The 24,819-nt window shown below is 64.0% G+C and carries 25 protein-coding genes; 11 read left to right on the top strand and 14 right to left on the bottom strand.

The features are described 5' to 3' along the window. Window positions 1–210 precede the first annotated feature (210 nt). Window positions 211–657 carry a YcgN family cysteine cluster protein gene (locus tag CK230_RS12335; RefSeq protein WP_095817408.1) on the bottom strand — a complete coding sequence of 149 codons (447 nt, stop codon included), beginning with the start codon at window positions 655–657 and terminating at the stop codon, window positions 211–213. Between the two features lie 196 nt (window positions 658–853). Between CK230_RS12335 and CK230_RS12330 the strand changes: the two genes are divergently transcribed. Together CK230_RS12330 and CK230_RS12325 are read left to right on the top strand one after the other, a co-directional pair. Continuing rightward, on the top strand, window positions 854–3,127 hold the full coding sequence (locus CK230_RS12330) for an OmpA family protein (protein ID WP_095817407.1): 2,274 nt from the start codon (window positions 854–856) through the stop codon (window positions 3,125–3,127). 405 nt (window positions 3,128–3,532) lie between these two features. Next, window positions 3,533–4,051, top strand: coding sequence for a TIGR00645 family protein (locus CK230_RS12325; RefSeq protein WP_095817406.1), 519 nt, complete (start codon window positions 3,533–3,535; stop codon window positions 4,049–4,051). A 12-nt stretch (window positions 4,052–4,063) separates the two neighbouring features. Here the strand turns inward: CK230_RS12325 and CK230_RS12320 are convergent, their stop codons facing one another. The 3 genes from CK230_RS12320 to CK230_RS12310 form a co-directional block, all read right to left on the bottom strand. Beyond that, window positions 4,064–4,930 (bottom strand): NAD(P)-dependent oxidoreductase, encoded by an 867-nt coding sequence (locus CK230_RS12320; protein ID WP_095817405.1) that lies wholly within the window; start codon window positions 4,928–4,930, stop codon window positions 4,064–4,066. 103 nt (window positions 4,931–5,033) lie between these two features. Beyond that, window positions 5,034–5,678 carry a helix-turn-helix transcriptional regulator gene (locus tag CK230_RS12315; protein ID WP_095817404.1) on the bottom strand — a complete coding sequence of 215 codons (645 nt, stop codon included), beginning with the start codon at window positions 5,676–5,678 and terminating at the stop codon, window positions 5,034–5,036. 8 nt (window positions 5,679–5,686) lie between these two features. After that, the gene (locus CK230_RS12310) at window positions 5,687–6,562 is read right to left on the bottom strand and encodes a S1C family serine protease (RefSeq protein WP_095817403.1); all 876 of its coding nucleotides are present in this window, start codon (window positions 6,560–6,562) and stop codon (window positions 5,687–5,689) included. A gap of 160 nt (window positions 6,563–6,722) precedes the next feature. Here CK230_RS12310 and CK230_RS12305 point away from each other — a divergent pair, with 160 nt between their 5' ends. Then, window positions 6,723–7,670: a trypsin-like peptidase domain-containing protein gene (locus CK230_RS12305; RefSeq protein WP_095817402.1), complete on the top strand. Its 948-nt coding sequence runs from the start codon at window positions 6,723–6,725 to the stop codon at window positions 7,668–7,670. Window positions 7,671–7,681: 11 nt separating this feature from the next. On the opposite strand, the gene CK230_RS12300 is transcribed toward CK230_RS12305, so the two are convergent. After that, the gene (locus CK230_RS12300; RefSeq protein WP_095817514.1) at window positions 7,682–8,107 is read right to left on the bottom strand and encodes a VOC family protein; all 426 of its coding nucleotides are present in this window, start codon (window positions 8,105–8,107) and stop codon (window positions 7,682–7,684) included. 66 nt (window positions 8,108–8,173) lie between these two features. On the opposite strand from CK230_RS12300, the gene CK230_RS12295 reads away from it, so the two are divergent. Further along, window positions 8,174–8,800, top strand: coding sequence for a TetR/AcrR family transcriptional regulator (locus CK230_RS12295; RefSeq protein WP_095817401.1), 627 nt, complete (start codon window positions 8,174–8,176; stop codon window positions 8,798–8,800). On the opposite strand, the gene CK230_RS12290 is transcribed toward CK230_RS12295, so the two are convergent. Next, window positions 8,742–9,689, bottom strand: a complete 948-nt coding sequence (locus tag CK230_RS12290) for a LysR family transcriptional regulator (RefSeq protein WP_095817400.1) — start codon at window positions 9,687–9,689, stop codon at window positions 8,742–8,744. The genes CK230_RS12295 and CK230_RS12290 overlap by 59 nt on opposite strands. Window positions 9,690–9,805: 116 nt before the next feature. Here CK230_RS12290 and CK230_RS12285 point away from each other — a divergent pair, with 116 nt between their 5' ends. The 5 genes from CK230_RS12285 (at window position 9,806) to CK230_RS12265 (ending at window position 15,758) form a co-directional block, all read left to right on the top strand. Further along, window positions 9,806–10,441: an FMN-dependent NADH-azoreductase gene (locus tag CK230_RS12285; RefSeq protein ID WP_095817399.1), complete on the top strand. Its 636-nt coding sequence runs from the start codon at window positions 9,806–9,808 to the stop codon at window positions 10,439–10,441. Between the two features lie 15 nt (window positions 10,442–10,456). Next, a complete protein-coding gene (locus CK230_RS12280; protein ID WP_245429888.1) occupies window positions 10,457–10,741 on the top strand; it encodes a hypothetical protein in 285 nt (94 codons plus the stop codon). Between the two features lie 36 nt (window positions 10,742–10,777). Continuing rightward, window positions 10,778–11,710: a 3-keto-5-aminohexanoate cleavage protein gene (locus CK230_RS12275; protein ID WP_095817398.1), complete on the top strand. Its 933-nt coding sequence runs from the start codon at window positions 10,778–10,780 to the stop codon at window positions 11,708–11,710. 95 nt (window positions 11,711–11,805) lie between these two features. Continuing rightward, on the top strand, window positions 11,806–13,188 hold the full coding sequence (locus tag CK230_RS12270; protein ID WP_095817397.1) for a 3' terminal RNA ribose 2'-O-methyltransferase Hen1: 1,383 nt from the start codon (window positions 11,806–11,808) through the stop codon (window positions 13,186–13,188). Continuing rightward, window positions 13,185–15,758, top strand: coding sequence for a polynucleotide kinase-phosphatase (locus CK230_RS12265; RefSeq protein ID WP_095817396.1), 2,574 nt, complete (start codon window positions 13,185–13,187; stop codon window positions 15,756–15,758). Before CK230_RS12270 ends, CK230_RS12265 begins: the two co-directional genes overlap by 4 nt. Window positions 15,759–15,764: 6 nt before the next feature. Here the strand turns inward: CK230_RS12265 and CK230_RS12260 are convergent, their stop codons facing one another. Beyond that, on the bottom strand, window positions 15,765–16,058 hold the full coding sequence (locus CK230_RS12260; RefSeq protein WP_095817395.1) for an HlyU family transcriptional regulator: 294 nt from the start codon (window positions 16,056–16,058) through the stop codon (window positions 15,765–15,767). 52 nt (window positions 16,059–16,110) lie between these two features. Next, the gene (locus CK230_RS12255) at window positions 16,111–16,752 is read right to left on the bottom strand and encodes a TetR/AcrR family transcriptional regulator (protein ID WP_095817394.1); all 642 of its coding nucleotides are present in this window, start codon (window positions 16,750–16,752) and stop codon (window positions 16,111–16,113) included. Between the two features lie 178 nt (window positions 16,753–16,930). Here CK230_RS12255 and CK230_RS12250 point away from each other — a divergent pair, with 178 nt between their 5' ends. Beyond that, window positions 16,931–17,608 carry a PspA/IM30 family protein gene (locus CK230_RS12250; protein WP_095817393.1) on the top strand — a complete coding sequence of 226 codons (678 nt, stop codon included), beginning with the start codon at window positions 16,931–16,933 and terminating at the stop codon, window positions 17,606–17,608. A 43-nt stretch (window positions 17,609–17,651) separates the two neighbouring features. Continuing rightward, the gene (locus CK230_RS12245) at window positions 17,652–17,912 is read left to right on the top strand and encodes a YiaA/YiaB family inner membrane protein (protein ID WP_095817392.1); all 261 of its coding nucleotides are present in this window, start codon (window positions 17,652–17,654) and stop codon (window positions 17,910–17,912) included. A 79-nt stretch (window positions 17,913–17,991) separates the two neighbouring features. On the opposite strand, the gene CK230_RS12240 is transcribed toward CK230_RS12245, so the two are convergent. From CK230_RS12240 to CK230_RS12215, 6 genes are all read right to left on the bottom strand, one after another. After that, window positions 17,992–18,663 (bottom strand): PadR family transcriptional regulator, encoded by a 672-nt coding sequence (locus tag CK230_RS12240; RefSeq protein ID WP_095817391.1) that lies wholly within the window; start codon window positions 18,661–18,663, stop codon window positions 17,992–17,994. 138 nt (window positions 18,664–18,801) lie between these two features. After that, window positions 18,802–19,182, bottom strand: coding sequence for a DCC1-like thiol-disulfide oxidoreductase family protein (locus tag CK230_RS12235; RefSeq protein WP_176480079.1), 381 nt, complete (start codon window positions 19,180–19,182; stop codon window positions 18,802–18,804). Window positions 19,183–19,248: 66 nt separating this feature from the next. Next, window positions 19,249–19,542, bottom strand: a complete 294-nt coding sequence (locus CK230_RS12230) for a GYD domain-containing protein (protein ID WP_095817390.1) — start codon at window positions 19,540–19,542, stop codon at window positions 19,249–19,251. 164 nt (window positions 19,543–19,706) lie between these two features. Then, window positions 19,707–21,737, bottom strand: a complete 2,031-nt coding sequence (gene rpoD / locus CK230_RS12225; RefSeq protein ID WP_095817389.1) for an RNA polymerase sigma factor RpoD — start codon at window positions 21,735–21,737, stop codon at window positions 19,707–19,709. Between the two features lie 429 nt (window positions 21,738–22,166). After that, complete coding sequence (gene dnaG, locus CK230_RS12220) at window positions 22,167–24,113, bottom strand: DNA primase (RefSeq protein WP_095817388.1); 1,947 nt, start codon at window positions 24,111–24,113, stop codon at window positions 22,167–22,169. 141 nt (window positions 24,114–24,254) lie between these two features. Beyond that, on the bottom strand, window positions 24,255–24,617 hold the full coding sequence (locus CK230_RS12215; protein ID WP_095817387.1) for an RcnB family protein: 363 nt from the start codon (window positions 24,615–24,617) through the stop codon (window positions 24,255–24,257). Window positions 24,618–24,819: the final 202 nt, after the last annotated feature.

Raw genomic sequence — 24,819 nt, 5'->3', positions numbered from 1 at the left:
TTTTGTGTCTGAACTTTCCGCGAACCGCCTGTTCATGTCCGGTTCATGTACGCGCGAACCCGATAGGGTTCGTCGCTCTTCGCGAAAACGCTGTCCCCCTCAAGGTTCTAAACGCGAACCCGCAGGGTTCGTCGTTCCTCGTCAAAAAGCGCCCCACGGTTCATCATTAGGACGCGAACCCGCAGGGTTCGTCGCCAAGATGCGAACCGCTTACGGTTCGTCATCCAATATATAATCAAAGTAGTCGTCCGGCTCGGCCAGATCGGTCTCCTTGGCCTTCACCCGGCCCTGGATCGAAATGCCGGCTTCATGCACGGTCGCAGCACTTCCCGAAACAAGCCTATGCCACCAATAGAGATCATGGCCCTCGGCGATCAGCCGGTAGGCGCAGGTCTTTGGCAGCCAGGTGATGGTGCGCACATTCTGCGGCGTCAGCCCGACGCAATCGGGCACCCGTGTCAGGCGGTTTGCATAGTCGGAGCAGCGGCAGCTTTCGGCGTCGAACAGCCGGCAGCCAACGCTTGTCCAGAAGATCTCGCCCGTATCCTCGTCCTCGAGCTTCGACAGGCAACATTTGCCGCAGCCGTCGCAAAGTGATTCCCACTCGGCCGGGGTCATCGCCTCAAGTGTCTTGGTTTTCCAGAATGGCGCGGTCATTTCGGTGGATTTGGCCCTCCGCGACCTTCCGGTCAAGCACTGCTGTCACGCAGGCTCACTATCAACATTAGAAAAACACGAAATTGCCTTCAAAAGGCCGGCCGAACATCCTTGGCTGGCGTCAATGCCCTGTAACGGAACCAATTGCGGCTGATGAAAGTTTGGGCAGGGATGGGACCCATTAGGAGAAAATGATATGAAACGCCAACCACGGATTCTGGCGGGCACGGCAATCGGCCTGCTTATGGCATCCGCGCCGTTGGGCGCGTACCCGCTGCAGGGGGGTGTCGCTTCCGGCAGCCTGCACGGTGCGCCGCTCGTGCTGGCTCAAGCCGCTTGCGCCGAAGGGCAGTCGGCCGAGGAATGCGCCCAGGGCGGAGCCGAACAGCCGAAGAAGAAGAAGCGCGAGCAGCAGCAAAGCGAATCGGCGCCGGCAACCGAACAAGCCGCGCCTGCCGAGACCGAGCAGAAGCCGCGTAAGAAGCGGCAAGAGCAGCAGCAGATGGATAGTGGCCAATCTGGCGAAGCTGCTCCGGCCGAGCAGCAATTCAAGCCGCGCAAGAAGCGCGATCAGCAGCAGCAGATCGAGGCAGCACCTGCCGATCAAGGCGGCCAGCCCGCGACCGACGAGCAGCAGTTCAAGCCGCGCAAGAAGCGCGACCAGCAGCAGACCGAGGCGGCGCCCGCCGACCAGGGCGCCCAGCCCGCGACAGACGAGCAGCAGCCGCGCAAGAAGAAGCGCAACCAGCAGCAGATCGAAGCGGCGCCAGCTGACCAGCAGCCCACGGAACAGGTCGCGCCTGCCGCCGGCGACCAGCAAGGCAACCAGGGTAAGAAGAAGCGCATGCACGATCAGCAGCAGGGCGAGCCCGCCGGCCAGGTTGGCGAGCAGGTCGCGCCGACCGACCAGACCGCCCCTGCCAACGACAATCAACAAGGCGGCAACCAGTTCAAGAAGAGGCACAAGCAGAACCAGCAGGGCGAGACCGCCCCGGCCGAGCAGACGCAGACCAATGAGCCGGCCAAAAAGCCGGCGCCGGCAGGTGAACCCGTGCCGCAGGCCGAACCGTTGCAGACCGGTGAGCAGCCGGCCCAGGGCGCAGAGACCCAGGACAAGAAGAAACGCGGCAAGAAGCTAGGTGAGCAGCCTGCTACCGGGCAGCAACCGGCGACGGCCGAGCAGCCGGCGACAGGCCAACAGCCTGCTACAGGTGAACAGCCGGCCAACAACAATCAGCCCGCCAATGGCGGCAACGCCGCACAAGGCGAAACGCCCGCGAACCCGAACGAAGCGCCCCTGCTCGACAGCCAGAAGGACGTCATGCGCAAGCACAAGGGCCGCAAAGATAACGGCCAGATCGGCGGTGGCCAGGCAGGTGGCGCTCAAACCGAAAATGGCCAGAACGCCAACCAGGCCGAACAGCAGCAGGGTGGTGAGCAGGCGCAGAAGCCGGCTCCGGTCGATCAGGGTCCGCCGCCCACCGACGACAAGTCGGCGCAGCAGGCGATCAAGCCCGAGAAGATCGTCCCGGTGGACCAGGAGAAGGGCAAGCGCATCGAGCTTACGCCCGAGCAGGTTGTGCGCGAGCGTCGCCGGCCGCAGGGCGCGGATGTCGTGAAACAGTTCGGCGACCGCGTCATCCTCCAGTTCAACAACCAGACCTTCGTGGAAAGCAACGAGGCGCCTCGCATCACCCGCGGCGCCAGGGACGTCTACTACGAGGATCTGTCGGGCGGCCGCACCCGCGAAATCGTGGAGCGCGACAACGGCGTCAGGATCGTCACCATCCGCAACCGTAATGGCGACGTCATCCGGCGATCGCGCATTACGCCGGAGGGCCGCGAATATGTGCTGACCTATGTCGACGAGCGCTACTATAACGATGTCGACGAGTGGCGCGATCCCGGCGACGAGCTGCCGCCGATGCGGCTCGATATCCCGCGCCGGGACTACATCCTGGATTCGGAGGAAGTCGAGGATCCGGACGAGTATTATACCTTCCTCGAGCAGCCGCCGGTGGAAAGGGTGCAGCGTCTCTACTCGATCGACGAGGTCAAGCGGTCCGCCCGCGTGCGCGACATCGCCCGGCGCATCGATCTCGACACGCTGAACTTCGACTTCGGCTCGGCCACGATCTCCGACACCGAGGTGCAGAAGCTCGATGGCGTCGCCAGCGCCATGGAAAAGCTGCTGAAGAAAAATCCGGCCGAGACCTTCCTGATCGAAGGCCACACCGATGCCGTCGGCACGCCGGAGGCGAACCTCGCGCTGTCGGACCGCCGCGCCGAAGCCGTTGCCGAGGCACTGACCAATGCCTTTGGCATCCCGGCCGAGAACCTCACCACGCAGGGCTATGGCGAGGAATATCTCAAGGTGAACACGCCCGGTCCGAACCGCGAGAACCGCCGTGTCGCCATCCGACGCATTACCTCGCTGGTGGCGCCGGTGGCGAGCAACAGCGAGCAGTAAACGATGCATGTCGCCCAAAAGTGTCCAGCGGTTTTGGGACAACGACATGCATTAGACAAAGACATAAACCGCGCCGCGCTGAATTCGTTCAGCGCGACGCAGTTTAGCCTTTGATTTCAAGATCCTGATCGGATTTTTGGAATCAGCGCTTAAGGTAAGGGCCCGTCCGCGTCGGACGGGCCTTTTCCTTTCCTGGCTCAAGAAGATTTGTCCTGTCGAATAGAGCTAACTCATTGAATTGCCGCATTGCGACACCCAAATTCCGGACAGGGCGTTCCCTGCCCTGTCCCGACTCCAGCGGGACATACTGAGCCCCGCCGGTCCCCTCTCCGGCGGGGTTTTTTGTCTTGAAAACCGGCCCTGTCTGGCCGAAATACCCTCTATCGCAATTTGACGGAACCCTTCATGAAGCGTCTCGAACTCGCCATCGAATCCGTCATCCTCGCCTCGCGCTGGCTGCTGGTCGCCTTCTATCTCGGCCTTGGCGTGGCGCTGGCGATCTACGCGCTCTCCTTCGGCAAGAAGCTCTATGAGTTCGTCATGACCGCCTTCACGCTTGGCGACACCGACACGATCCTGAAGATGCTCGGCCTGATCGATGCCGCGCTGGTCGCATCGCTGGTGGTGATGGTGATCATCTCTGGCTACGAGAATTTCGTCAGCCGCTTCGACGAACAGGACGGCGAGGTCCATTGGCTGGGCACGATCGATGTCGGCTCGCTGAAGGTCAAGGTCGCCTCGACCATCGTCGCCATCTCTTCCATCCACCTGTTGCAGGTGTTCCTGAATTCGGTGTCCTATACGACCGACCAGCTGATGTGGCTGACCATCATCCACCTCGCCTTCGTCGTCTCGGCGCTGATGCTGGCCTATATCGACCGGGTGATGGCGCTGGCCAAGGGCAAGAAGGCCGCGGCGGAGTAAGGCCGTGCCCCTTCAGTAGATTCTTCTGACTTTCGTCTGCGAGTTCGCAAACACCTCGTCGGGGACGAAGAAGTCGCCCGCGAGCTGATCGGCCGCGCCAGGCGCATAGATCGAGAAATCGGCCACGCCCTCGGCGCGCAGCACCTCTTCGTCGATGTAGAAATTGCCGGTCGCCTCGCGCGAGGGACGCAGGAAGATCGCATGCGCGGCATCGGCCATGATGTCGGGCGAGCGGCTCATCGCCGCCACCGTCGCGCCGCCCAGAAGATTGCGCACCGCGGCAGTGTCGATGGTCGAGATCGGCCACAGCGAGTTGACGGCGATGCCAGCTCCAGCGAACTCGGCGCTCATGCCAAGCGTGCACATCGACATGCCGAACTTCGCCATCGTGTAGGCGACGTGGTTCTTGAACCATTTGGCCTTCATGTCGAGTGGCGGCGCCAGATTCAGGATGTGAGGGTTCTTGGCTAACTTCAGGTGCGGAATGCACATTTTGGAGACCAGGAACGTGCCGCGCGTGTTGATCTGGTGCATCAGATCATACCGCTTCATGTCGGTCTCCAGCGTGCCGGTGAGTTGGATGGCGCTGGCATTGTTGACGCAGATGTCGATGCCGCCGAACCGCTCCACCGTCTTGGCCACAGCCTCGGCGACCTGCGCTTCGTCGCGGATGTCACAAAGCACCGGCAGCGCCTTGCCGCCCGCCTGCTCGATCTCTTGCGCCGCCGTGTAGATCGTGCCCGGCAGTTTCGGATGTGGCTCGGCGGTCTTGGCGGCGATCGTCACATTGGCGCCGTCGCGCGCCGCCCTGAGCGCGATCGCCAACCCGATGCCGCGCGATCCGCCCGAGATGAACAGCGTCTTTCCGTTCAGCGACATCCTTTGCCTCCTCTTCGATGTGGAGGCAAATTGCGCGGCGGACGGCCGTGGCGCAAGACCCAAGGAACCAATGGGTGATTACGCAGCGTCGTGCGGTAGAGAGCTAGACCAGTGCCAGCCCCTGTCGCATCGCTATCGCGATTGCGTCCGTCCGGTTGGCGGCGCCGAGCTTGATCAGGATGGCGGCGACATGGAACTTCGCCGTGTGGACCGAAATATTGAGCCGCCTGGCGATCACCTTGTTCGGCGCGCCTTCGGCGAGCAGCGCCAGCACTTCCGCCTCGCGTGGCGACAAGGCCGGGCGCGCCTGATTGTCGTCCGGCACATCCTCGTCGGCGAGCCCGTCATGGAAATCGCCATGCGCGATCTCCGATGGCCCAGCCGTGTCGATGCGATAACCGGAAGCCGCGAGCCGCGCCGCGGCAGCGATCAGCAAACCGTCGGCAGATGGCGGCAGCACGGCGACCACATTGCCGGGAAGCCGCTCGTGCCCACTGCGGCGGGACAGCAGCACAACAGGCATCGTCGAACCGACGGCGCGGCTTTCCAAGGCCGGATCGTCGGTCACCGCGACATCCGCTGGCTGACCAGTGCTGCTCCCACCCAGTATCGGCAGCAGATCGTCACTGGCGGCAAGCGCATCGGCAAGCTGCTCGACGCGCTGTGCATCGCCGAGCGCCACCAGCACCGTCAGCCGGTGGGCTGACGATTCCGGTCGTGCGATCACTTGTGCCGCGCTGCTTGCCATCGATCCTCTCAGCTCAGTGGCTTCTCGCCGATGGTGATCGAAACGTCGCGTTGCGTGCCGCCGCTCGAGATACCAAGCGTCACGGTGGTGCCTGCGCTGTCCGGCCCGAGCTTGCGGATCAGTTCGCGCGGGCCATGCACGGCCTCGCCGTTCCAGGCGACGACGATATCGCCGATATGCAGGCCGGCGGCCTTGGCCGGACCGTTGTCGTCGAGGCTCATGACCATAGCGCCTTTGGTGTCGCCGTTGCGGATTGGATGCAGCCCGGCGCCGAGATAGCCGCGCGCGACATGACCCTTCTCGCGCAGCGTGGCAACCGCGCGCTCGATCGTCTCGTAAGGCATGACCAGCGCCCGCCGGCGCGGCCCGAACAAAAGCATGCCGACCAGGCCGCCCTTGGCGTCGAGCACCGGCCCGCCCTCGAAGCGACCGCCGGTGTTGATGGCGAGGTTGATGCGCTGGTCGATCGTGCCGCCGCGCATCGAGCGCCAGGCCGGCCCGACCTCGCCGATCGTGCCGAACACGGCAAGTGCTGCGCCATCACTGTTGCCCACCGCGATCGCCAGATTGCCCGGACGCACCGCACCGGCCTGCGCCAATTGCGGCAAACCGGCAGCGCCGGAAGCCGGCTTCAGCAGGGCAACGCCCGTCGACGGATCGCGGCCGACGAGTTCGGCCTTGGCGGTTTCGCCGGAGGCCAGCGTCAATTCGATCTCCTCGCCGGCTTCGACCGCCTCCTCGGCGGTAACAAAGTAGCCGTCGCGCCAATGGAAGGCGCTCGCGGTGCGGTGATGGTGCGTAACGAAACTCGCCAACGCGGGGGCAGCGGTGGCCGCGACATCGGCGATCGCGTCGGAAAAGGCACTGAGGTTGAAGTCGCTCATAAGACTGTCTCCTGGGTTCGGTGACCCAGATATCGCTCGCTAGCGCGGCCGCGGATACTCGCCTGACGGCTAGTCGGCAGCCGGACTGGCCATGTGGTCAGGTCGCGGCGCCCTTGGCTGCTCCGCACATATAGTCATCATTCTACGAGGGAACACGCCCATGGCCTTCGCCGCCGAAAAACTTCCATCTGACGACACATTGCTGGATGCCTATTCGGCATCCGTGGCCGACGCTGTCGACCGCATCGGTCCGGCCGTCTGCCGCATCGAGCGCATCGGCGCCGGCGGTCACGGCTCCGGCTTCGTTATCGCGCAGGATGGACTGGTCGTCACCAACTTCCACGTCGTCGGCGATGCGCGAGCCGTGCGCGTCACCATGCCTGACGGCGCCTCGCGCGAGGGCCACGTGCTCGGCCGCGATCCCGACACCGACATCGCGCTGGTGCGCGCCGACGGCAGTTTCGCCGATGTTGCGCCGCTCGGCGACTCCAAGCGCCTACGCCGCGGCCAGATCGCGATCGCCATCGGCAATCCGCTCGGCTTCGAATGGACGGTCACGGCCGGCGTCGTCTCCGCGCTCGGCCGCTCGATGCGCGCCTCGACCGGCCGGCTGATCGACGACGTCATCCAGACCGACGCCGCGCTCAACCCCGGCAATTCCGGCGGGCCGCTGGTCTCATCGGCCGGCGAGGTGATCGGCGTCAACACCGCCATGATCCATGGCGCTCAAGGAATCGCCTTCGCTGTCGCGTCCAACACCGCCAATTTCGTCATCTCCGAAATCATCCGCTTCGGCCGCGTGCGCCGCGCCTTCATCGGTGTCTCCGCCGACACGACCAACCTGCCGCGCCGGGCGGCGCTCTTGTCGCAGGTGTCCACGAACACGGCGGTGCGCCTGCGCAGCGTCGAAAAGAACGGTCCCGCCGCCAAGGCAGGCCTGAAGGAGGGCGACATCATCGCCGCAATCGACGGCCGGCCGGTCACCGGCGTGGACGACCTGGTGCGCATCCTTGATGCCGAGCGCATCGGTCGCGAGACGCTTTGCACCGTCGTGCGCCGCACGGGCGTCAGCCAGGTGGCGGTGACGCCGGTGGCGCGGACGAGCTAAGCCTCGCCGGCCTAGCTTCCCGCCATCCCCTCGGCATATTGCGCCAAGAATTCCTCGCTCGGCGGGATCGGCTTGATGACATCGATCAGCACGCCATTGGGATCCTTGGTGATGAAATGGCGCTGGCCGAACGGCTCGTCGCGCAAGCTGCGCAGGATCGGCAGGCCGGCGGCGACGGCATGCTCATAGACGGCGTCAGGGTCGCGGACCTCGAAATTGATCAGCAGGCCCGACGTGCGTCCCCGTCCCTCCTCCGGGATCGTCTCGTGGTCGCCCTGGACGATGCCGAGATTGACGCGCCTGTCCTCGGTCGAGCGCAGGTGCACGTACCAGCCGCTCTCGAAGAGCGGCTTGAAGCGGAAATGCTCCACGTAAAAGGCCGCCGTGCCTTCAACATCACCCGTCATCAGAACCGGATAATAGCTCGTCGTCTTCATCTTTCCTTCTCCTCTCATCCGACATACAGTCTGTATGTAAGTGCAAATAACATACAGGCTGCATGTATGCAACAAGGGTCCGGACGCCGCTCCAACCGAGATCGCACCGAGGCGACGCGCGCCGATCTGATCCGCGCGGCGCGAAAGCTGTTCACGGAAAAATCCTATGCTGAGACCGGCACGCCGGAGATCGTCGCCGAAGCCGGCGTGACGCGCGGCGCGCTCTATCACCACTTCGCCGACAAGCAGGCGCTGTTCGCGGCGGTCGTCGAGCAGGAAGCAGCGGCCGTGGCGGTGGAGATCGACGAAGCCTCGCCGCCGTCGCTGTCCGCGCGCGACGCGTTGATCGCCGGATCGGACGCCTATCTCGAGGCAATGCGGGCGCCCGGCCGGACACGGCTTCTGCTGCGCGACGGGCCGGCCGTGCTTGGCCGTAAGGCGATGGACGAGATCGACAACCGCTACGGCAACCGCTCGCTGCGCGAAGGCCTGGTCGCCGCAATGCGGGCGCAAGCGATGACCAGATTGCCGGCCGAGGCGCTGACCGCCTTGCTGGCCGCCGCCTTTGACCGGGCGGCTCTGGCCATCGAGGCCGGCGCGTCCGCCGGGGATTATCGCGCGGTGCTGATCGCGCTCATGGACTGCTTGTCTCGGGCCCCGCATCCGTCCACACGCCCGGCTCCATCTCGTTGAAGCAGCCCAGCTGCCGCTTGAATTCGTCGATCAGCCAGGAAGCCGCCGGCTTAGGGCTGCGGTCGTTGCGGTGGATGGCGTACATCGGCGAACGCACCTCGCGATAAGGCTCGAGATCGAGTTCGACCAAGCGGCCGCTGGCAAGATCGTCGGCAATCAGCCAGCGCGGCAGGCCGCCCCAGCCGAGGCCCTCGCGCATCAGCGCGTGCTTGGTGCGCACATCCGTCAGCCGCCAGGTGCGGTAGGCAAAGACGCCGTAATCGCGCCCGCGCGTCCGCTCCGACTGGTCGGTGACGACGAGTTGGATATGCTCGCGCAGATCCTCGACCGCGACCGGCTTGGGCAGTTTCGCCAGCGGATGGTCGGGCGCCGCCGCCGGGACCATCGAGGTGAAGCCAATGTACAGCAGATTGACTTCGGCATCACCCTGCAGGCCGCCGAAGCCAAGGTCCACCTGGCCATTGACGACCTGATCGACGATCAGGCCGAGCGAGCCGATATAGAGCCGCAGCATGACAGCCGGAAACTGGGCCTCGAAAGCCTTGAGCACCCGCACAAGCGCCGGCGAAGGCAGTGCCACGTCGACGGACACCGCCACTTCCGCTTCCAGCCCTTGCCGGTAGCCGTCGGCGCGCGAGCGGATGCGCTGCAGCACGCCGATCATGCGACGCGCGTCCTCCAGCATTGCCTTGCCGACGTCGGTCAGCTGCGGCTCGCGCACGCCTTCGCGCTCGAACAGCTTCAGCCCAAGCTGCGCTTCGAGATTGGCGATGCCGTAACTCACCACCGACTGCGCCCGGTTGAGCTTGCGCCCCGCTGCCGAGAAGCTGCCGGTATCGGCCACCGCCACCAGGATTTGGAGCTGATCCAATGTCGGGTTTGGTTGCATTAGGCACCCCATCCGTTTTGTTGATGGATTATATATAGATTATACCAGTTATCCTGATAGGGCAGCAATCCCATATTGGCGGGGAAAGTTCAATCCAACCCCAAGGGGACACCGCCATGTCTATTCTTCTCGTAACCTCCAGCCCGCGCGGCGCTGCTTCGCATTCGACCCGCGTTGCCACCGATCTTGCCCAGAAGCTGGTTGGCGCCGATCCGTCCAACACGCTCGTCGTGCGCGACCTGGTCGCCAACCCGCTGCCGCATATCGATCCTGACTACTCGACCGGCATCTACACGCCGGCCGAAGCCCGCACGCCGCGCCAGGCCGAGGTCGTCGGCGTTTCCGACGCCGTGCTCGACGAGGTGTTCGCGGCCGACACGATCATCCTCGCCACCGGTTTCATCAATTTCGGTATTTCCTCGACGTTGAAGTCCTGGGTCGACCACGTCGCCCGCTCCGGCAAGACCTTTGCCTATGGTGAAGGTGGCCCGAAGGGTCTCGTCAGCGGCAAGAAGGTCTATATCGTGCTTGCTTCCGGCGGCATCTATTCGGAAGGCGCCGCGGTGCAGATGGACCACGCGGTTCCCTATCTGCGCAGCGTGCTCGCCTTCCTCGGCATGACCGATGTCGAAGTGATCCGCGTCGAGGGCGTCGGCATGGGCGCTGATGCCGTCACCGCCGCGCTCGCCAAGGCAACCGCCAAGGTCGACGCGATCGCTGCCAATGCCAATCAGGCCGCCGTCGCAGCCTGATCACCGATGACAGGAATGAAAGAGGCAGGCGCCCGCCAGCGCCTGCCTCTTTTTGCATTTCGTGGCGATCCAGAACGCGGTGCCGATCTGGAACGACTTTTTCTTCCCGCTGGTGCTGATCACCTCCGACAATTTGAAGACACTGCCGCAAGGGCTGACCGTGTTCGTCGGCGAATTCACCACCGACTGGGGGGTGCTGTTCACCGGGCTGACACTGGCGGCGCTGCCGATTATACCCTGCTCTACATCGTGCTGTCGAAGCAGTTCATTTCCGGCATCACGCAAGGCGCGGTCAAATAGGCGCGGTCGACATAACGAAGAGATCGAGGATCATAAGTGGCGAACCAGAACAAGATCATCATCACCTGCGCGGTAACCGGCTCGATCCACACACCGTCAATGTCGCCGCACCTGCCGGTGACGGCGCAGGAGATCGCCACTGCCGCCATCGAGGCGGCCGAGGCGGGCGCCGCGATCGTCCACCTCCACGCCCGCAATCCGGTCGACGGTCGGCCCGATCAATCGACCGAGGCGTTCGCACCGTTCCTGCAGGTCATCAAGCAGCGCTCCAACTGCGTCGTCAACATCACCACCGGCGGTGCGGCGACGATGAGCGTGGAGGAGCGCGTCCGGCCGGCGAAGGTGTTCGCTCCGGAAGTCGCATCGCTCAACATGGGCTCGATGAATTTCGCCCTGTTCCCGATGCTGGAGCGGTTCAAGACCTTCGAGCATGACTGGGAGCGGCCCTATCTAGAATCCTCGCGCGACCGTATCTTCCGCAACACCTTCGGCGACATCGAGCACATATTGCGCACCTGCGCCGACAACGGCACGCGCTTCGAGATCGAATGCTACGACATCGGCCATCTCTACACGCTGGCGCATTTCGTCGAGCGCGGCCTGGTGAAGGCGCCGTTCTTCGTCCAGAGCGTGTTCGGCATCCTCGGCGGCATCGGCACGCATCCGGAGGACGTCGCCCACATGAAGCGCACCGCCGACCGCCTGTTCGGCAACGACTATCACTGGTCGGTGCTGGGCGCCGGCCGCCATCAATTGCCGATCGCCACGCAGGCGATCGCGCTCGGCGGCAATGTGCGAGTCGGGCTGGAGGATTCGCTGTGGATCGGCAAGGGCAAGCTGGCCCGTTCGAGCGCCGAACAGGTGACCAAGGTCCGCCAGATCATCGAAGGCCTCGGCGCCTCGATTGCCACGCCCGACGAGGCGCGGCAGATCCTGCAGCTCAAGGGCGGCGACAAGGTCGCGTTCTGAGCGGGACGGAAACAACCTTCGAGCGTTCTGAAAAGGAGCGGAAATAACGTCGGACCGCCATTGGTTATTCCAACCGGCTGCGCTATCGCTCTCGCATGTTCCTTTCGGTAGCAACCACACATCGTCCCGCCACGGATCTTGGCTTCCTGCTGCACAAGCATCCCGGGCGCCTGCACGAGGCCGACTTGTCCTTCGGCAAGGCATGGCTGTTCTACCCGGAGGCCGGTGAGGCGCGTTGCGAGGCAGCACTTCTGCTCGATGTCGACCCGGTGGGACTGGTCAGAGGCAAGGGTCAGGCCGACGGCCTGCTCGACCAGTATGTGAACGACCGGCCCTACGCGGCATCGTCCTTCCTATCGGTTGCGCTCAACAAGATGCTCCGCACGGCAATGACCGGTATATCCAAGGAACGCCAGCAGCTCGCCGACAGCGACCTGCCGCTGGAGGCTGTCGTGGCGCCGCTGCCTATGCGCGGCGGCGAAGAAATGGTGCGGCAACTGTTCGAACCGCTGGGCTGGACCGTCGAGCTGACCCCGATCGAGGCCGCCGGCACCAGGAACGGAGGGCTGCGCTACGGCCATCTGAAATTGTCGGGGCTCGGCCGGCTGAGCCACCTGCTCAACCATCTCTATGTGCTCATTCCGGTGATGGATGACGCCAAGCACTACTGGGTCGGCGACGACGAGGTCGAGAAGCTGCTGTCCAAAGGCGCCGGATGGCTGGAGCATCACCCTGCCAAGGAGCTGATCGCACGCCGCTATTTGCGCAATCGATCGGTTTTGGCCCGGGCGGCCCTGGCGCGCCTGGTCCCCGAAGTCACGGCTGCGGAGACGCCAGCCGAAACCCGCCGCTCGCCTGAGGAGAGGCTTGAGGCTTCGGTCCGGCTGCACGACAGGCGTCTGGACGCAGTCGTCGAGGCCATCCGCGCGAGCGGCGGCAAAGTTGTCGCCGATCTGGGATGCGGCGAAGGCAAGCTGCTCGACCGGCTGGTGCGCGAGCGATGCGTCCAAAAACTCTTCGGCTTGGACCCTGCGGTTCGCGAGCTCGAATGGGCGGCAAGGCGGCTGAAACTGAATGAAGCGGGCGGCCCGCCGGAAGGGCGCGTCACGCTGCTGCACGGCTCGCTGACCTATCGCGACAATCGCTGGGCGGAAGCCGACGTCGCTGTATTGGTCGAGGTCATCGAGCATCTCGACCAGGACAGGCTGCCTTTGGTTGAGCTCACCGTCTTCGGCGAAGCCGCGCCGAAGACGGTGATTGTGACAACGCCGAACGCCGATCACAACGCGCTTTTCAGCAGTCTGGCAGCAGGCTCCTTCCGTCACCCCGACCATCGCTTCGAATGGAGCCGCGCCGAGTTCGAAGCCTGGACGGCAAAAATCGCGGAGACCTACAGCTATGCCGCCACGATCAGCGGCATCGGTGACGTTGATGCCAGCTTCGGCGCGCCGACACAGATGGCGGTGTTCACGCGATGAGGGACACCGACAAGACAGATCTGGGGATCCCGGATTTCGCCCTGGTCGTGCTGATCGGCTCGACCGGGTCCGGCAAGTCGACTTTTGCGGCCAGACATTTTCTGCCGACCGAGATCGTCTCATCCGACCGATGCCGCGGGCTCGTCTGCGATGACGAAACCAATCAGGATGTGTCGGCCGACGCCTTCGAATTGATGCGCGACATCATCGGCAAGCGGCTGAAGCACCGCAAGCTGGCTGTCGTCGACGCCACCAACGTACGGGCAGCCGATCGCAAGGCCTGGATCGAACTGGCGCGCAGGTGGCATGCCCTGCCCGTCGCCATTGTTCTCGATCCGGGCGTCGATGTCTGCGTTGCACGTAACGCGAACCGGCCGGATCGTTCTTTCGGCGCCGGAGTGGCCCAGCGCATGACGATGGAAATCCGCAAGGGTCTCGGCGGGCTGCAGCGAGAAGGCTTTCGCCAGGTGTGGAAACTTGGCAGCGAGGCCAGCATCGACGCGGCAAAAGTCTCGCGCCAGCCGCTTTGGACCGATAAGCGTCACGATGCCGGCCCCTTCGACATCATCGGCGATGTGCATGGCTGCGCCGAAGAGCTTCAAGTCTTGCTTGGCAAGCTCGGATACAGCCTTGCCTGGTCTGAGCATCGCGGCGAACGAAGTGTCGTCGTGTCTCCTCCGGAAGGCCGCAAGGCTGTCTTTGTCGGCGATCTTGTCGATCGCGGCCCCAACACGCCCGACGTACTGCGCATTGCGATGAGCATGGTTGCCGCCGGCACTGCCTACTGCGTCCAGGGCAACCACGAACGCAAATTCAGCCGCTGGCTGGAAGGTCGCAAGGTCACGATCGCTCACGGCCTCCAGCAAACGATCGACCAGTTGGAGGCCCAGGATCGGGGACTGAAGGAGGCGCTGCCGGCCTTCCTCGACAATCTGCGCAGTCATGTCTGGCTGGACGGCGGACGGCTGGCCGTCGCCCATGCCGGCCTGAAGGAGGACATGATCGGACGCGGTTCGGGCGCAGTGCGCGAATTCGCGCTCTATGGCGAAACGACCGGCGAGATCGACGAATTCGGTCTGCCGGTGCGGGCCGACTGGGCGGCCGCCTATCGAGGCAAGACGGCGGTCGTCTACGGCCACACGCCGATGCTGTCGGCCGAATGGGTCAACAACACGCTGTGCATCGACACCGGCTGCGTGTTCGGCGGAAAGCTGACGGCACTTCGCCGGCCGGAACGCGAGCTGGTCGAGGTGCCGGCAATTCGCACCTGGTCGGAGCCTGTGCGTCCGCTTGGCCCGTCAAACTCGAGAAAATCGGCTCAGGCCGACGCTGACGGCGTGCTCAATATCCAGGACGTCTCCGGCCGGCGCTGGATCGAGACCGAGCTGAAAGGCCGGGTCGTCGTGGCCGAGGAAAATGCCTCGGCCGCGCTCGAGGTGATGAGCCGCTTCGCGGTGGCGCCGCAATGGCTGGTCTACCTGCCGCCGACGATGTCGCCGTCCGAGACAAGCGGTCATGCCGACTGGCTCGAACGCCCGGAAGAGGCTTTCACCTATTTTCGCGAGCGCGGCGTCGCCGAGGTCGTGTGCGAGGAAAAGCACATGGGTTCGCGGGCGATCGTGGCGCTGTGCCGGACCGCGCAGGCGGCGCGCAGCCGCTTCGGCATCTCCGGCGACGAGACCGGCGCGATATGGACCCGGACAGGGCGTTCCTTCTTCAGCGATGCCGCCATGACGGAAGGCCTGCTCGGCCGGCTTCGCGCAAGCGTTGACGCCGCGGGCCTGTGGGAGGAACTCCAAACCGACTGGCTGCTGCTCGACGCCGAAATCATGCCCTGGTCGGCCAAGGCAAGCAGCCTTATCGAAAGTCAGTACGGACCGGTGGCGGCGTCGTCCGCGGCCGGCCTGCGGCTCGGTCGCGATGCCTTGGAAAGAGCGAAGGCGCGCGGTATCGATGTGGCCGATCTTAACGCGCGGTTTGCCGGTCGCGCCGAGCGGGCAGGCAAATACGCCACCGCCTGGTCACCCTATGTCTGGCCGGTTTCGAATGTCGATGATCTCAGGGTAGCGCCGTTCCATCTGCTGGCCAGCGAGGGCTGCCTCTGGTTCGACCATGACCACGTCTGGCACATGTCGCTGGCCGATCGCCTGGCCACAGAGAGCGTTGTCGCGCGCACCAGGTGGCGCAGCGTCGATCTGGCCGACGTCAGCGCCTGCGCGGAGGCCGTCGCTTGGTGGGAGACGCTGATTGCCTCGGGCGGCGAAGGCATGGTGGTCAAGCCGCGCGACTTCGTCTGCCGTGGCAAGAAGGGCCTCATCCAGCCGGCGCTCAAGGTCCGCGGCCGCGAGTATCTGCGCATCATCTACGGACCGGAGTATGATGCGCCCGACAATCTTGTCCGGCTGCGCGAGCGTCATCTGGGCGGCAAGCGCAACCTCGCGCTCAATGAGTTCGCTCTCGGCCACGAGGCTTTGATGCGATTCGTCGCGAGGCAACCGCTGCGACGGGTCCACGAATGCGTCTTCGCTGTGCTGGCTCTGGAAAGCGAGCCGATCGATCCTCGACTATGATGATATTCAGCCGAACATCTTCTCGCCCTGCTCGTCGACCAACTGGATGCCTTTCTTGATCGAGATGTCGACGGCGTCGTCCAGCCCGGCGAAGCGGTCGGCGCGGATGAAGCGGTGCTCTTTCAGCACGCCGTCCACTTCCTTCGAGACGACGCCGCAGGTCTGGTACTGGCCCTCGGCCTTGTAGGGCGTCGCGCTGATCAGGAACCCTTTGTGCTCGACCTGCTTTGCCGGCTTGGCACTGCCGGCTTCCGTTGCCTCGCCACCGCCGCCGCCAAAAAGCTTCTTCAGAAAAGACATTTTTCAAAACTCCCATTTCACGCGGGCACCAGGAAATCGCGGCGCCCTTTGTTCATTCAGGCTTTGTCTCAGCATGCGCGAATGCGCCGCCGCGTTCCAGCCCCTTGACGAAAACGCCGACCAGCAGCTCGATCTGATGCCAGATCTCCTCGGCCTGCCGGCTGTTGGAATTCGCCACATAGCCGCTGGTCACGATGCCATGCACGCTTGACCACAAAGTCCGGGCCGCAAGCGCGCGGCGGTCGTCGTCGAGGCCGAAATCGCCTGCCTTGAGCACGCCGGCGACAATATCGAAGAGCGCGTCGAGCAGAGCGTCATAGGCGTCGGGGCCTGGCCGCGTCGCGCGGCGGCGGTTGAAGGCCAGCACCGCCGGCCAGCTGCCGGGATGCGCCTCGACGAAGCGCACATAGGCCGCCGCCATGGCCAGGATGCGGTGCTGGACATCGGTCACCCCTTGCCTTTCGAGATCGGCCATGGCCGCGAGGCCTGTCGCGCCGAGCCGGTCGAGCAGCCGCATGTTGACGGCGCGGTGCACCTCGTCGAGATCGGCAAACAGATTGTAGACCGATCCAACCGAAATGCCGGCCTGCTCGGCTATCGTGCGCGCCTTGAGATTTTCGGCGCCGCCCTCGTTGAGCAGCGCCTCGGCGATGGCGAGCACCTTCTCGCTGATTTCTTCCTTGTCCAGCGCCATGCTCTTTCCTGTCGCTCTATCGGGTGGCCGGCATGCCACGTCGGGAGTTCATTCTGTTTGCCTGCGTTTACCATGTCCGACGCTTCATGAACAGCGTTCAAAATAGTTCTTGAACAATGTTCATTTCGTGTTATGTTGGCATTGTGAACAACGTTCACATCAACAGGGAGAAGACTCAATGCTTAGCCTGATCAAGACATTGCTGGACGGCGCCAGCGCCCGGGCCGAGGACAATCTGAAGGACCGTTTCGCCATTGACCTTCTGGCGCAGCGCATCCGCGACGCGGAGACGGGCCTCGCCGCCGCCAAGCAGACACTCGCCTCGCTGATCGTGCGCCAGCGTGCCGAGCAGACCAGCCTCGACCAGCTCGACCGCCGCATCGCCGACCTGGAGACCCGCACGCTGAGCGCGCTTTCCGCCAACAACCAGGCGCTTGCCGAAGGCGGCGCTTCCGCGATCGCGGAGCTCGAGAACGAGCGCGAGATCCGCCGCGCCACGGTCAAGAGCCTCGGCGAGAAGACCCTGCGCATGCGCCTGTCCGTCGAACAGGCGCATCGCCGCATCATCGGCCTCAACCAGGGCATGATCTCCGCCCGGGCGATCGATGCCGAACACAAGGCCCAGGCGCGCCTGAACCGCTCGATCGGCCGCACGGCGAGCATCAACGAGGCAGAGGAACTACTGGCCCGCATCAGGGAAAGCAGCGACCCGTTCGAGGAGGCCGGCATCCTCGACGAGATCGACGGCGAACTGCGTCACGAGGCGATCCGTGAACGCCTCGCCGAAGCAGGCCATGGACCGGCCACCAAGGTGCGCGCTGAGGACGTCCTGGCGCGCCTCAAATCCCTGAACTGAACCCGCTTTCCGAAAAACAGATCAAATTCCAAGGAGCAATTCGATGAACGGCAATCAGACTTATATCCTGTTCAACACGGTGTCGGTGGGCGCCGCCTACTTCATGCTCGGCCTATCGCTGTGGCTGGCCCCGGTCGACCTCTCGACCAAGGGCTACTGGGCGATGGGCGTCCTCCTGCTCACCGGCAGTCTGGTGAACCTGGTCAAGTACCGCACCGACGAGCGGATCTCGGCCGAAACCACAGCCAAGATCGAGAAGGCGCGCAATGAGAAGCTGATCAGCGAGTATGTCGGCAAGGAATAGTCCTCGCCGCTTTCGACCGCTTACTGAATGCGAAAAGCCCGGGTCGCTCCGGGCTTTTTTGGCTTTCCTTGGGAAAGCGTTAGCGCCGCGCCAGCGCCTCGATCGCCTCGGCGGCGTCTTCGAGGATGCTGATCGCCTCGGCCTGCTTGTCCTCCGGCGCGTCGGCGATGTCGCCGAGCGCGGCGCGCAGACGATGGCGCAGCGCGCGGAACTGGTCGCGCTTTTCCGAACGGCCGCGGCGCCCCTCGTCCTTGTCGTCACCCCAGCCGAACCATTCGCGCGCCGCCGCCATCTTGCGGCCGAACCGCTCGAGATGGTCGAGCACGCCGTCGATCACCTCGCGGTTCTCCTCGAGATGAGCCTTGCCGGCCTCGGTGATCGAAAACACCTTTTTGTTGCCCTCGCTGGACGACACCGCATAGCCCGCCTCTTCGAGGAAGGTCAACGTCGGATAGACCACGCCTGGACTCGGGCTGTAGATGCCGCTGGTGCGCTCTTCCAGCGCCTTGATAATGTCGTATCCGTGGCGTGGCGCATCAGCCAGCAGCGACAGCGTGATCAGCTTCAGATCGCCGTCGGCGAGCATTCGCCCGGCGCGGAACATGTCGCCCGGGCCGCGGCCGCCGCCCCTGCCCCCAAACGGACCGAAACCGCCGCTCCCTCTGCCACCAAACTTGCCGCCGAATCTGCCGGCCATATGCATGAACATGCGCTCGCCGAAATGGTGCCCGGAATCATCGTGTCTGTGCATGGATTGCTCCTTGGTCTATATCTTACGATACATCTTAAGTAAGGCTCATCGTTCGTTGAGTCAAGATATATCTTACGATGTATCGCAGGATGCGCCAAGGCCCTAGCACAACGCTATAGTTGGGGGTGGAGTTGCGGCCTACCAGCGGCCCTTGCGCCGGTTCCAGGCATAGAGAAGGTCGGCGAAACGGTCATAGGCGAAGCGCGTCAGCGGCAGCGTTGCCACGTTGCCGAGCAGGCTCGCCAGCCACCCCTCGCCCGGGGTGAGCCGCCAGACCGCGATCGCCACGTCGGCGCCGACCAGCAGCCGGCCTTCGCTATCGGTCGCGTGCAGCCGCCGGCGGATATCCTCAAGCGAGGCGCCGAAGGCCGAAAGCGCTTCGGGTTCGAAATTGATGTCACGGAATTCGACGCGGCCCGCCTTGACGGCCTCGATCAGCCGCCGCCTCTGGCGACTGATGCCGGCGTCGCACACCGGACAGCGCGTGTTGTACCAGACGGTCAGCAGCGGCTTGGGCATGGCGCGACTATCGGGAATGCGGCGCGGCTTCGCAACAGCCGCTCCGGTCCCGGCTTCAGCCGTCTCCTACCCGAGCGAACTGATGATCTCGCGATAGGCGAATTCCGGAAACGCCTTCAATGTCCGCGTCCGCACGCTGCCTCCGGAGGACAACATCAGGGCAAATCGCGCCAGCACCGCGTCGTCAGGCGCCTCGACGACGGCCACCATGTCGCATTCGCCCATGGTGAGATAGAACGCCTTGAACGACCCGCCCATATCCCCCAACTGCTTCTTGGCCGCATCGAGCCGCTTCGGCGAATCTCGCACATTCCTGGCGCCCTGCTCGGTCCAGTTGAGAAGCAAGATGTAAGTCGTCATGGCACACCTCCCGTCGGAGCGGAGTGGCCGGGGCATCCGGCCAACCGTCCGGAAATGCGTTCGACATTGAGTATCCTACCGCCTGCCATTCTCGGCAAGCGCGGGTGGAAATGAAAAAGGGCGCCGGAGGGCGCCCTTTCGATCTCGTATGGTTGCGTTTGCGCTCAGCTGTCGAGGAAGCTTCTCAGCTTGCGCGACCGGCTCGGATGCTTGAGCTTGCGCAGCGCCTTGGCTTCGATCTGGCGGATGCGCTCGCGCGTCACCGAGAACTGCTGGCCGACTTCTTCCAGCGTGTGGTCGGTGTTCATGCCGATGCCGAAGCGCATTCTGAGCACGCGCTCCTCGCGCGGCGTCAGCGAAGCAAGCACCCGCGTCGTGGTCTCGCGCAGGTTGGCCTGGATCGCCGCGTCGATCGGCAGGATCGCCATCTTGTCCTCGATGAAGTCGCCGAGATGCGAATCCTCCTCGTCGCCGACCGGCGTTTCGAGCGAGATCGGCTCCTTGGCGATCTTCAGCACCTTGCGCACTTTTTCCAGCGGCATGGCGAGTTTTTCCGCCAGTTCCTCCGGGGTCGGCTCGCGGCCGATCTCGTGCAGCATCTGGCGCGAGGTGCGCACGATCTTGTTGATCGTCTCGATCATATGCACCGGAATGCGGATGGTGCGCGCCTGGTCGGCGATCGAGCGGGTGATGGCCTGCCGGATCCACCAGGTGGCGTAGGTCGAGAACTTGTAGCCGCGGCGGTATTCGAACTTATCGACCGCCTTCATCAGGCCGATATTGCCTTCCTGGATGAGATCCAGGAACTGCAGGCCGCGGTTGGTGTATTTCTTGGCGATGGAGATGACCAGGCGAAGGTTCGCCTCGACCATTTCCTTCTTGGCGATCGCGGCCTCGCGCTCGCCCTTCTGCACCTGGTTCACGATCTTGCGGAATTCCAGGATCGAGATCGCCGTTTCGGTGGCGAGGTTCTGGATCTCGGCGCGCAGTTCCTTGATCGCATCCTTCTCGTTCTTGGTGAATTCCTTCCAGCCGCGCGAGGTCAGGTTGGCGATCGAGCGGGTCCAGTTCGGATCGAGCTCCGAGCCCTGATACTCCTTGAGGAATTCCTCGCGGCGCACGCCATAGCTTTCGGCCAGACGCAGAAGCTTACCCTCGTTCTGCACCAGGCGCTTGTTGATGTCGTAGAGCTGCTCGACCAGCGCCTCGATGCGCGCGGCGTTGAGCGATAGCGACTTCACCGCCTTGATCAGCTGGTCCTTCAGCTCCTTGAGCCTGCGGTCCTGGCTGGGTGACAGCGTGCCGGCGGCGGCGAGACGATTCTCGACCTGCTGGTCCTGCAGCTTGCGCAGCTTCTTGTAGGTGTCGGCGATGACGTCGAGCGTCTCCATCACCTGCGGGCGCAGTTCCGCTTCCATCGCGGCCAGCGACAGGCTGGCCTCGTCCTCGTCGTCTTCCTCTTCCTCCAGCCCGCGCGTATCGCCGCCGACATTGGTGATGTCGTCTTCTTCCTCGCGCGCCGCCGCGCGGCCGCGCGGCTTCTCTTCGGGCTTGGACGGTGCTTCCTCGACGCGTTCGACCACCGGCGCCTGCTTGGCCTCCGGGCCGGCATAGGTCGCCTCGAGGTCGATGATCTCGCGCAGCAGGATCTTCGATTCGTTGAGCTCGTCGCGCCAGATGATGATGGCCTGGAAGGTCAGCGGGCTTTCGCACAGACCCGCGATCATCGTCTCGCGGCCGGCCTCGATACGCTTGGCGATGGCGATTTCGCCCTCGCGCGACAGAAGCTCGACCGAGCCCATCTCGCGCAGGTACATGCGCACCGGATCGTCGGTGCGATCGGTCGGCTCTTTCTTGGTCGTCGTGGCTGCCACGGCGGTGCCGGTCTGCTCGGCAAGCTCGTTGGCGTCTTCCTCGCTGTCGCCGGCGGGCTCGGCCTCGGCCTCTTCGCCCTGCTCGTCATCCTCGACGACGTTGATGCCCATGTCACTGAGCATCGCATTGATGTCTTCGATGCGGTCCGGATCCGTCTCTTCCGAGGGCAGCACCGCGTTGAGCTCGTCGAGCGTGACATAGCCGCGTTTCTTCGCGGCCTTGATCATCTTCTTGACAGCATCGTCGGAAAGGTCGAGCAGAGGGCCATCGGTGGCGCCTTCGCGTTCGGTCTCGACCTCTTCCTTTTCCTTTGTCGCCATTCTTTGTCGTCTCCAAGCGGCCCAATATCGAGGCCGCGTAAACTGTCGGACCGGTTACGCCGTGTGTGCTCGTACCGGAATGCTTTTTACCGGCCCGGCAACCGCGTCATCTCTTTTGTTTTGTGCATCTCGTTTGCCCCAAACCGGTTTTCACTTTTGGGCGACATGCATTAAGTCCAGATTAACCCTGATATCTGGAGCAGGCATTTTGCCTGTCCAGCCGTCACCGGCACCTCACATCGCTCAAATTTCCCGCCGACGCCGGAGCACGGTTAACGTTTCGAATCGTCCTGATTCCGCCAATCTGCCAGAAGGTCAAGCGCCTCTGGCATGATTCGCATGAAAAAAGCGAATCAATTACCCGACTTACAGGCGTCGATTCGACGCGCTGCGCATTTCCAATTCACTTCCAATGGGTGGTGTTCGGCCCTAAACGCGCCCAACCCTGCCCGATGAAACGCCGAACCCTTCGATCAGCGCTTCCGTTGCCTGCACATCGTTGAATTGCGCTTGAATCTCGACGAGATGCCGGAAATTTTCATCCGAAGGGTCTGCATCGAGCGCCGCCTGCGCCTGTTTCAGCTCTCTATGTAAGGTGCGGGCGCTGCGCTGCAAGTGCATCGCCTGGTTGAAGGCGTCGCGGGCATCGTCGAGCGCGGCGGTCTCCAGCGCCGGCCATTGCCGCGCGCGCTTGATCAGTTCCACCGCCCGCTCCCAGATGCCGCCGCAACCGGCGCGCTCGATGGTGGCGATGACCGCGCCGCGTTCGTCGGCCGCGTCATGCGCCATGGCGTCGAGGATGGCAGCGTGGAGCTTGCGCAGATCAGAATTGGCCAGGTCGAGGAATTCGACATGCGCGAAATTCTCGTCGATCAGCGCCGGGTGGTTGATCAAGGCTACGATGATCGTCGCCTCGCGCACCGACATGCCCTCGCCGCCGCGCTTGACCAGCGCCGACTGGCCGAGGCTTTCGGTGATCGCGATGCGGCCGCTTCCGCCCTTGGCGAACTGCCCGCCGGGCGCCGCGGCCTTGCCTTGGCCGCGCTGACCGGGCCGGCCGCCATCCTGGCGACCCTGCCTGGTGTCGCGCTGGGCGCCGAAGAAGCTCCGCACCCGTTCGCGCATCACCTGTTGATATTCGTAGCGCACGCTCTCGTCGCGGATACGGCTGGCGAGCTCATTCAGCCTCTTTCCCAGCTCGGCCCGACGTTCCGGCGTTTCGAAGACGCCGCCGGCGGTCTCCCGCATCCACAGGAGATCGACAAGCGGCCGCGCCTCCGCCAGCACCGCCCGGAACGCGTCCGGCCCATCGGCCTTGACCAGATCATCGGGGTCCTTGCCTTCCGGCAGCAGCGCGAACCGTGCCGAGCGTCCTGCCTGCACCGAAGGCAGGGCCAGATCCGCGGCACGCCATGCCGCTTTCAACCCGGCCTTATCGCCGTCGAAACACAGCACCGGCTCGGGCGCCATGCGCCACAGAAGCTCGAGCTGGTTTTCGGTGAGCGCGGTGCCGAGCGGCGCCACGGCATTCTCGAAGCCGGCCTGCGCCAGCGCGATCACGTCCATATAGCCTTCGACGGCAATGACAGCGCCGCCCTTGGCGAGAGCTTTGCGGGCGCGAGCGAAATTGTAGAGCACGTTGCCCTTGTGGAAGAGCTCCGTCTCCGGCGAGTTCATGTATTTGGCCAAGGCATCGGGCGCCAGCGCCCGCCCGCCGAAGGCGATGATCTTGCCGCGCGAATCCGGGATCGGGAACATGATGCGGTCGCGGAACCAGTCATAGGAGACCGGGATGTCGTCGCCATGCCGCACCAGCCCGCAGGCTTCGATATCGGCCTTCGGCACGCCCTTGGCGGCAAGATGCTCCTTGAGCGCGTTGCGGCTGTCCGGCGCATAGCCCAGCCGGAAGGATTGCTGCGTCGCCGGCGTCAATCCGCGGTCGCGCAGATACGCGCGGGCCTTGGCGCCGTCGGCGCTCTGCAACCGCTCCTGGAAGAAGAGGGTCGCCATCTCCATGACGTCGGTCAGGCTGGCGCGTTCCTTCTCGCGCCGTTCTTCCCGTTCATCACGCACCGGCATCGGCACGCCGGCCATCTCGGCGACCTTCTCGACCGCCTCGGGAAAGCTCATGCCGTCGAGCTCGGTGAGGAACTTGAAGTGATCGCCCGAAACCGAGCAGCCGAAGCAGTGGTAGCGGCCCTTCTTGTCCTCGCAATGGAAGGAAGGGCTTTTCTCTCCATGGAACGGGCAGCAGGCCCAATAGTCGCCGCGCGACGTGTTGGTCTTCTTCCTGTCCCACGCGACGCGCTGGCCGATGACCGATGAAATCGGCACGCGGTCGCGTATCTCGTCGAGGAAGGCGGGCGGAAAGCGCATCTAAGAAAGCTCGTTTGCCCTCCATATAATCGAGCCGGCCCCGCGCTGCGACTCTGTCTCACCCATCGTACCCGCTTTTCACAGACCAAAAGAAGGCGGCCAGGGCGGCCGCCTCCTTTCCGCATTACCGGTTATCGCGGATCAATGCGCGGCGATCGCGCCGAAGATGACGCCGGAAAGGATGCTGACCAGCACATAGTCGTTGCCGACGCGGATCCACTCCTGGCCGGGTCCGGGACGGCGCAGGCCATAGCGGTTCCAGTCGCGAATCGGCTGGTGGCGCTTCCAGTTGGAATATTTCTGGCCGTTGCGCCAATGGCTGCGCTTCACGATGACCTTCTTCTTCACGACCCGTTTATCGACATGCCTGCCGGGCTTCTGCCAGTCGACCTGGGTGTGGTTCGGCTGCGACGCGCTCGGCTGGGCGAGTGGCCCCGCCTGGCCGGAGAAGGCCGAGGCGGCCAGCATCGAGGCGGTGACGGCGCAAAGTATGAGACGCTTCATGGTGGGTATTCCTTGTTGTCGATAGGCAGAGGGATACCGGCCGACGGATGAACCGAAACTGAATGTTCGAATTACAATTCTGTAACGGTTTCCGATGCTTGCGCCGACTGCCTCAACAACGGTACGGATCGCGCCCGGCCTTGCGGCCGAGCAACGCTTCATCCCGGTCGAAGCGCCGCCGCGAGACGCATGCAACCAATGC

It is taken from the genome of Mesorhizobium sp. WSM3859, assembly GCF_002295065.1.
In the GTDB taxonomy this organism is placed as follows: domain Bacteria; phylum Pseudomonadota; class Alphaproteobacteria; order Rhizobiales; family Rhizobiaceae; genus Mesorhizobium.
The sequence above is the reverse complement of the archived record's forward strand: the minus strand, read 5'-3'. Positions and strand labels throughout refer to the sequence as shown.

Excerpts from the sequence above, each read along its gene's own strand:
- CK230_RS12230 (WP_095817390.1), bottom strand. The coding sequence starts at position 19,542 with ATGACGACTTACATCTTGCTTCTCAACTGGACCGAGCAGGGCGCCAGG.
- CK230_RS12315 (WP_095817404.1), bottom strand. The coding sequence starts at position 5,678 with ATGGCAAGCAGCGCGGCACAAGTGATCGCACGACCGGAATCGTCAGCC.
- CK230_RS12300 (WP_095817514.1), bottom strand. The coding sequence starts at position 8,107 with ATGAAGACGACGAGCTATTATCCGGTTCTGATGACGGGTGATGTTGAA.
- CK230_RS12255 (WP_095817394.1), bottom strand. The coding sequence starts at position 16,752 with ATGGCGCTGGACAAGGAAGAAATCAGCGAGAAGGTGCTCGCCATCGCC.
- CK230_RS12325 (WP_095817406.1), top strand. The coding sequence starts at position 3,533 with ATGAAGCGTCTCGAACTCGCCATCGAATCCGTCATCCTCGCCTCGCGC.
- CK230_RS12235 (WP_176480079.1), bottom strand. The coding sequence starts at position 19,182 with ATGCCCAAGCCGCTGCTGACCGTCTGGTACAACACGCGCTGTCCGGTG.
- CK230_RS12285 (WP_095817399.1), top strand. The coding sequence starts at position 9,806 with ATGTCTATTCTTCTCGTAACCTCCAGCCCGCGCGGCGCTGCTTCGCAT.
- CK230_RS12260 (WP_095817395.1), bottom strand. The coding sequence starts at position 16,058 with ATGTCTTTTCTGAAGAAGCTTTTTGGCGGCGGCGGTGGCGAGGCAACG.
- CK230_RS12330 (WP_095817407.1), top strand. The coding sequence starts at position 854 with ATGAAACGCCAACCACGGATTCTGGCGGGCACGGCAATCGGCCTGCTT.
- CK230_RS12215 (WP_095817387.1), bottom strand. The coding sequence starts at position 24,617 with ATGAAGCGTCTCATACTTTGCGCCGTCACCGCCTCGATGCTGGCCGCC.
- dnaG (WP_095817388.1), bottom strand. The coding sequence starts at position 24,113 with ATGCGCTTTCCGCCCGCCTTCCTCGACGAGATACGCGACCGCGTGCCG.
- CK230_RS12290 (WP_095817400.1), bottom strand. The coding sequence starts at position 9,689 with ATGCAACCAAACCCGACATTGGATCAGCTCCAAATCCTGGTGGCGGTG.
- rpoD (WP_095817389.1), bottom strand. The coding sequence starts at position 21,737 with ATGGCGACAAAGGAAAAGGAAGAGGTCGAGACCGAACGCGAAGGCGCC.
- CK230_RS12245 (WP_095817392.1), top strand. The coding sequence starts at position 17,652 with ATGAACGGCAATCAGACTTATATCCTGTTCAACACGGTGTCGGTGGGC.
- CK230_RS12270 (WP_095817397.1), top strand. The coding sequence starts at position 11,806 with ATGTTCCTTTCGGTAGCAACCACACATCGTCCCGCCACGGATCTTGGC.
- CK230_RS12335 (WP_095817408.1), bottom strand. The coding sequence starts at position 657 with ATGACCGCGCCATTCTGGAAAACCAAGACACTTGAGGCGATGACCCCG.
- CK230_RS12280 (WP_245429888.1), top strand. The coding sequence starts at position 10,457 with ATGAAAGAGGCAGGCGCCCGCCAGCGCCTGCCTCTTTTTGCATTTCGT.
- CK230_RS12305 (WP_095817402.1), top strand. The coding sequence starts at position 6,723 with ATGGCCTTCGCCGCCGAAAAACTTCCATCTGACGACACATTGCTGGAT.
- CK230_RS12310 (WP_095817403.1), bottom strand. The coding sequence starts at position 6,562 with ATGAGCGACTTCAACCTCAGTGCCTTTTCCGACGCGATCGCCGATGTC.
- CK230_RS12320 (WP_095817405.1), bottom strand. The coding sequence starts at position 4,930 with ATGTCGCTGAACGGAAAGACGCTGTTCATCTCGGGCGGATCGCGCGGC.
- CK230_RS12250 (WP_095817393.1), top strand. The coding sequence starts at position 16,931 with ATGCTTAGCCTGATCAAGACATTGCTGGACGGCGCCAGCGCCCGGGCC.
- CK230_RS12265 (WP_095817396.1), top strand. The coding sequence starts at position 13,185 with ATGAGGGACACCGACAAGACAGATCTGGGGATCCCGGATTTCGCCCTG.
- CK230_RS12240 (WP_095817391.1), bottom strand. The coding sequence starts at position 18,663 with ATGCACAGACACGATGATTCCGGGCACCATTTCGGCGAGCGCATGTTC.
- CK230_RS12295 (WP_095817401.1), top strand. The coding sequence starts at position 8,174 with ATGCAACAAGGGTCCGGACGCCGCTCCAACCGAGATCGCACCGAGGCG.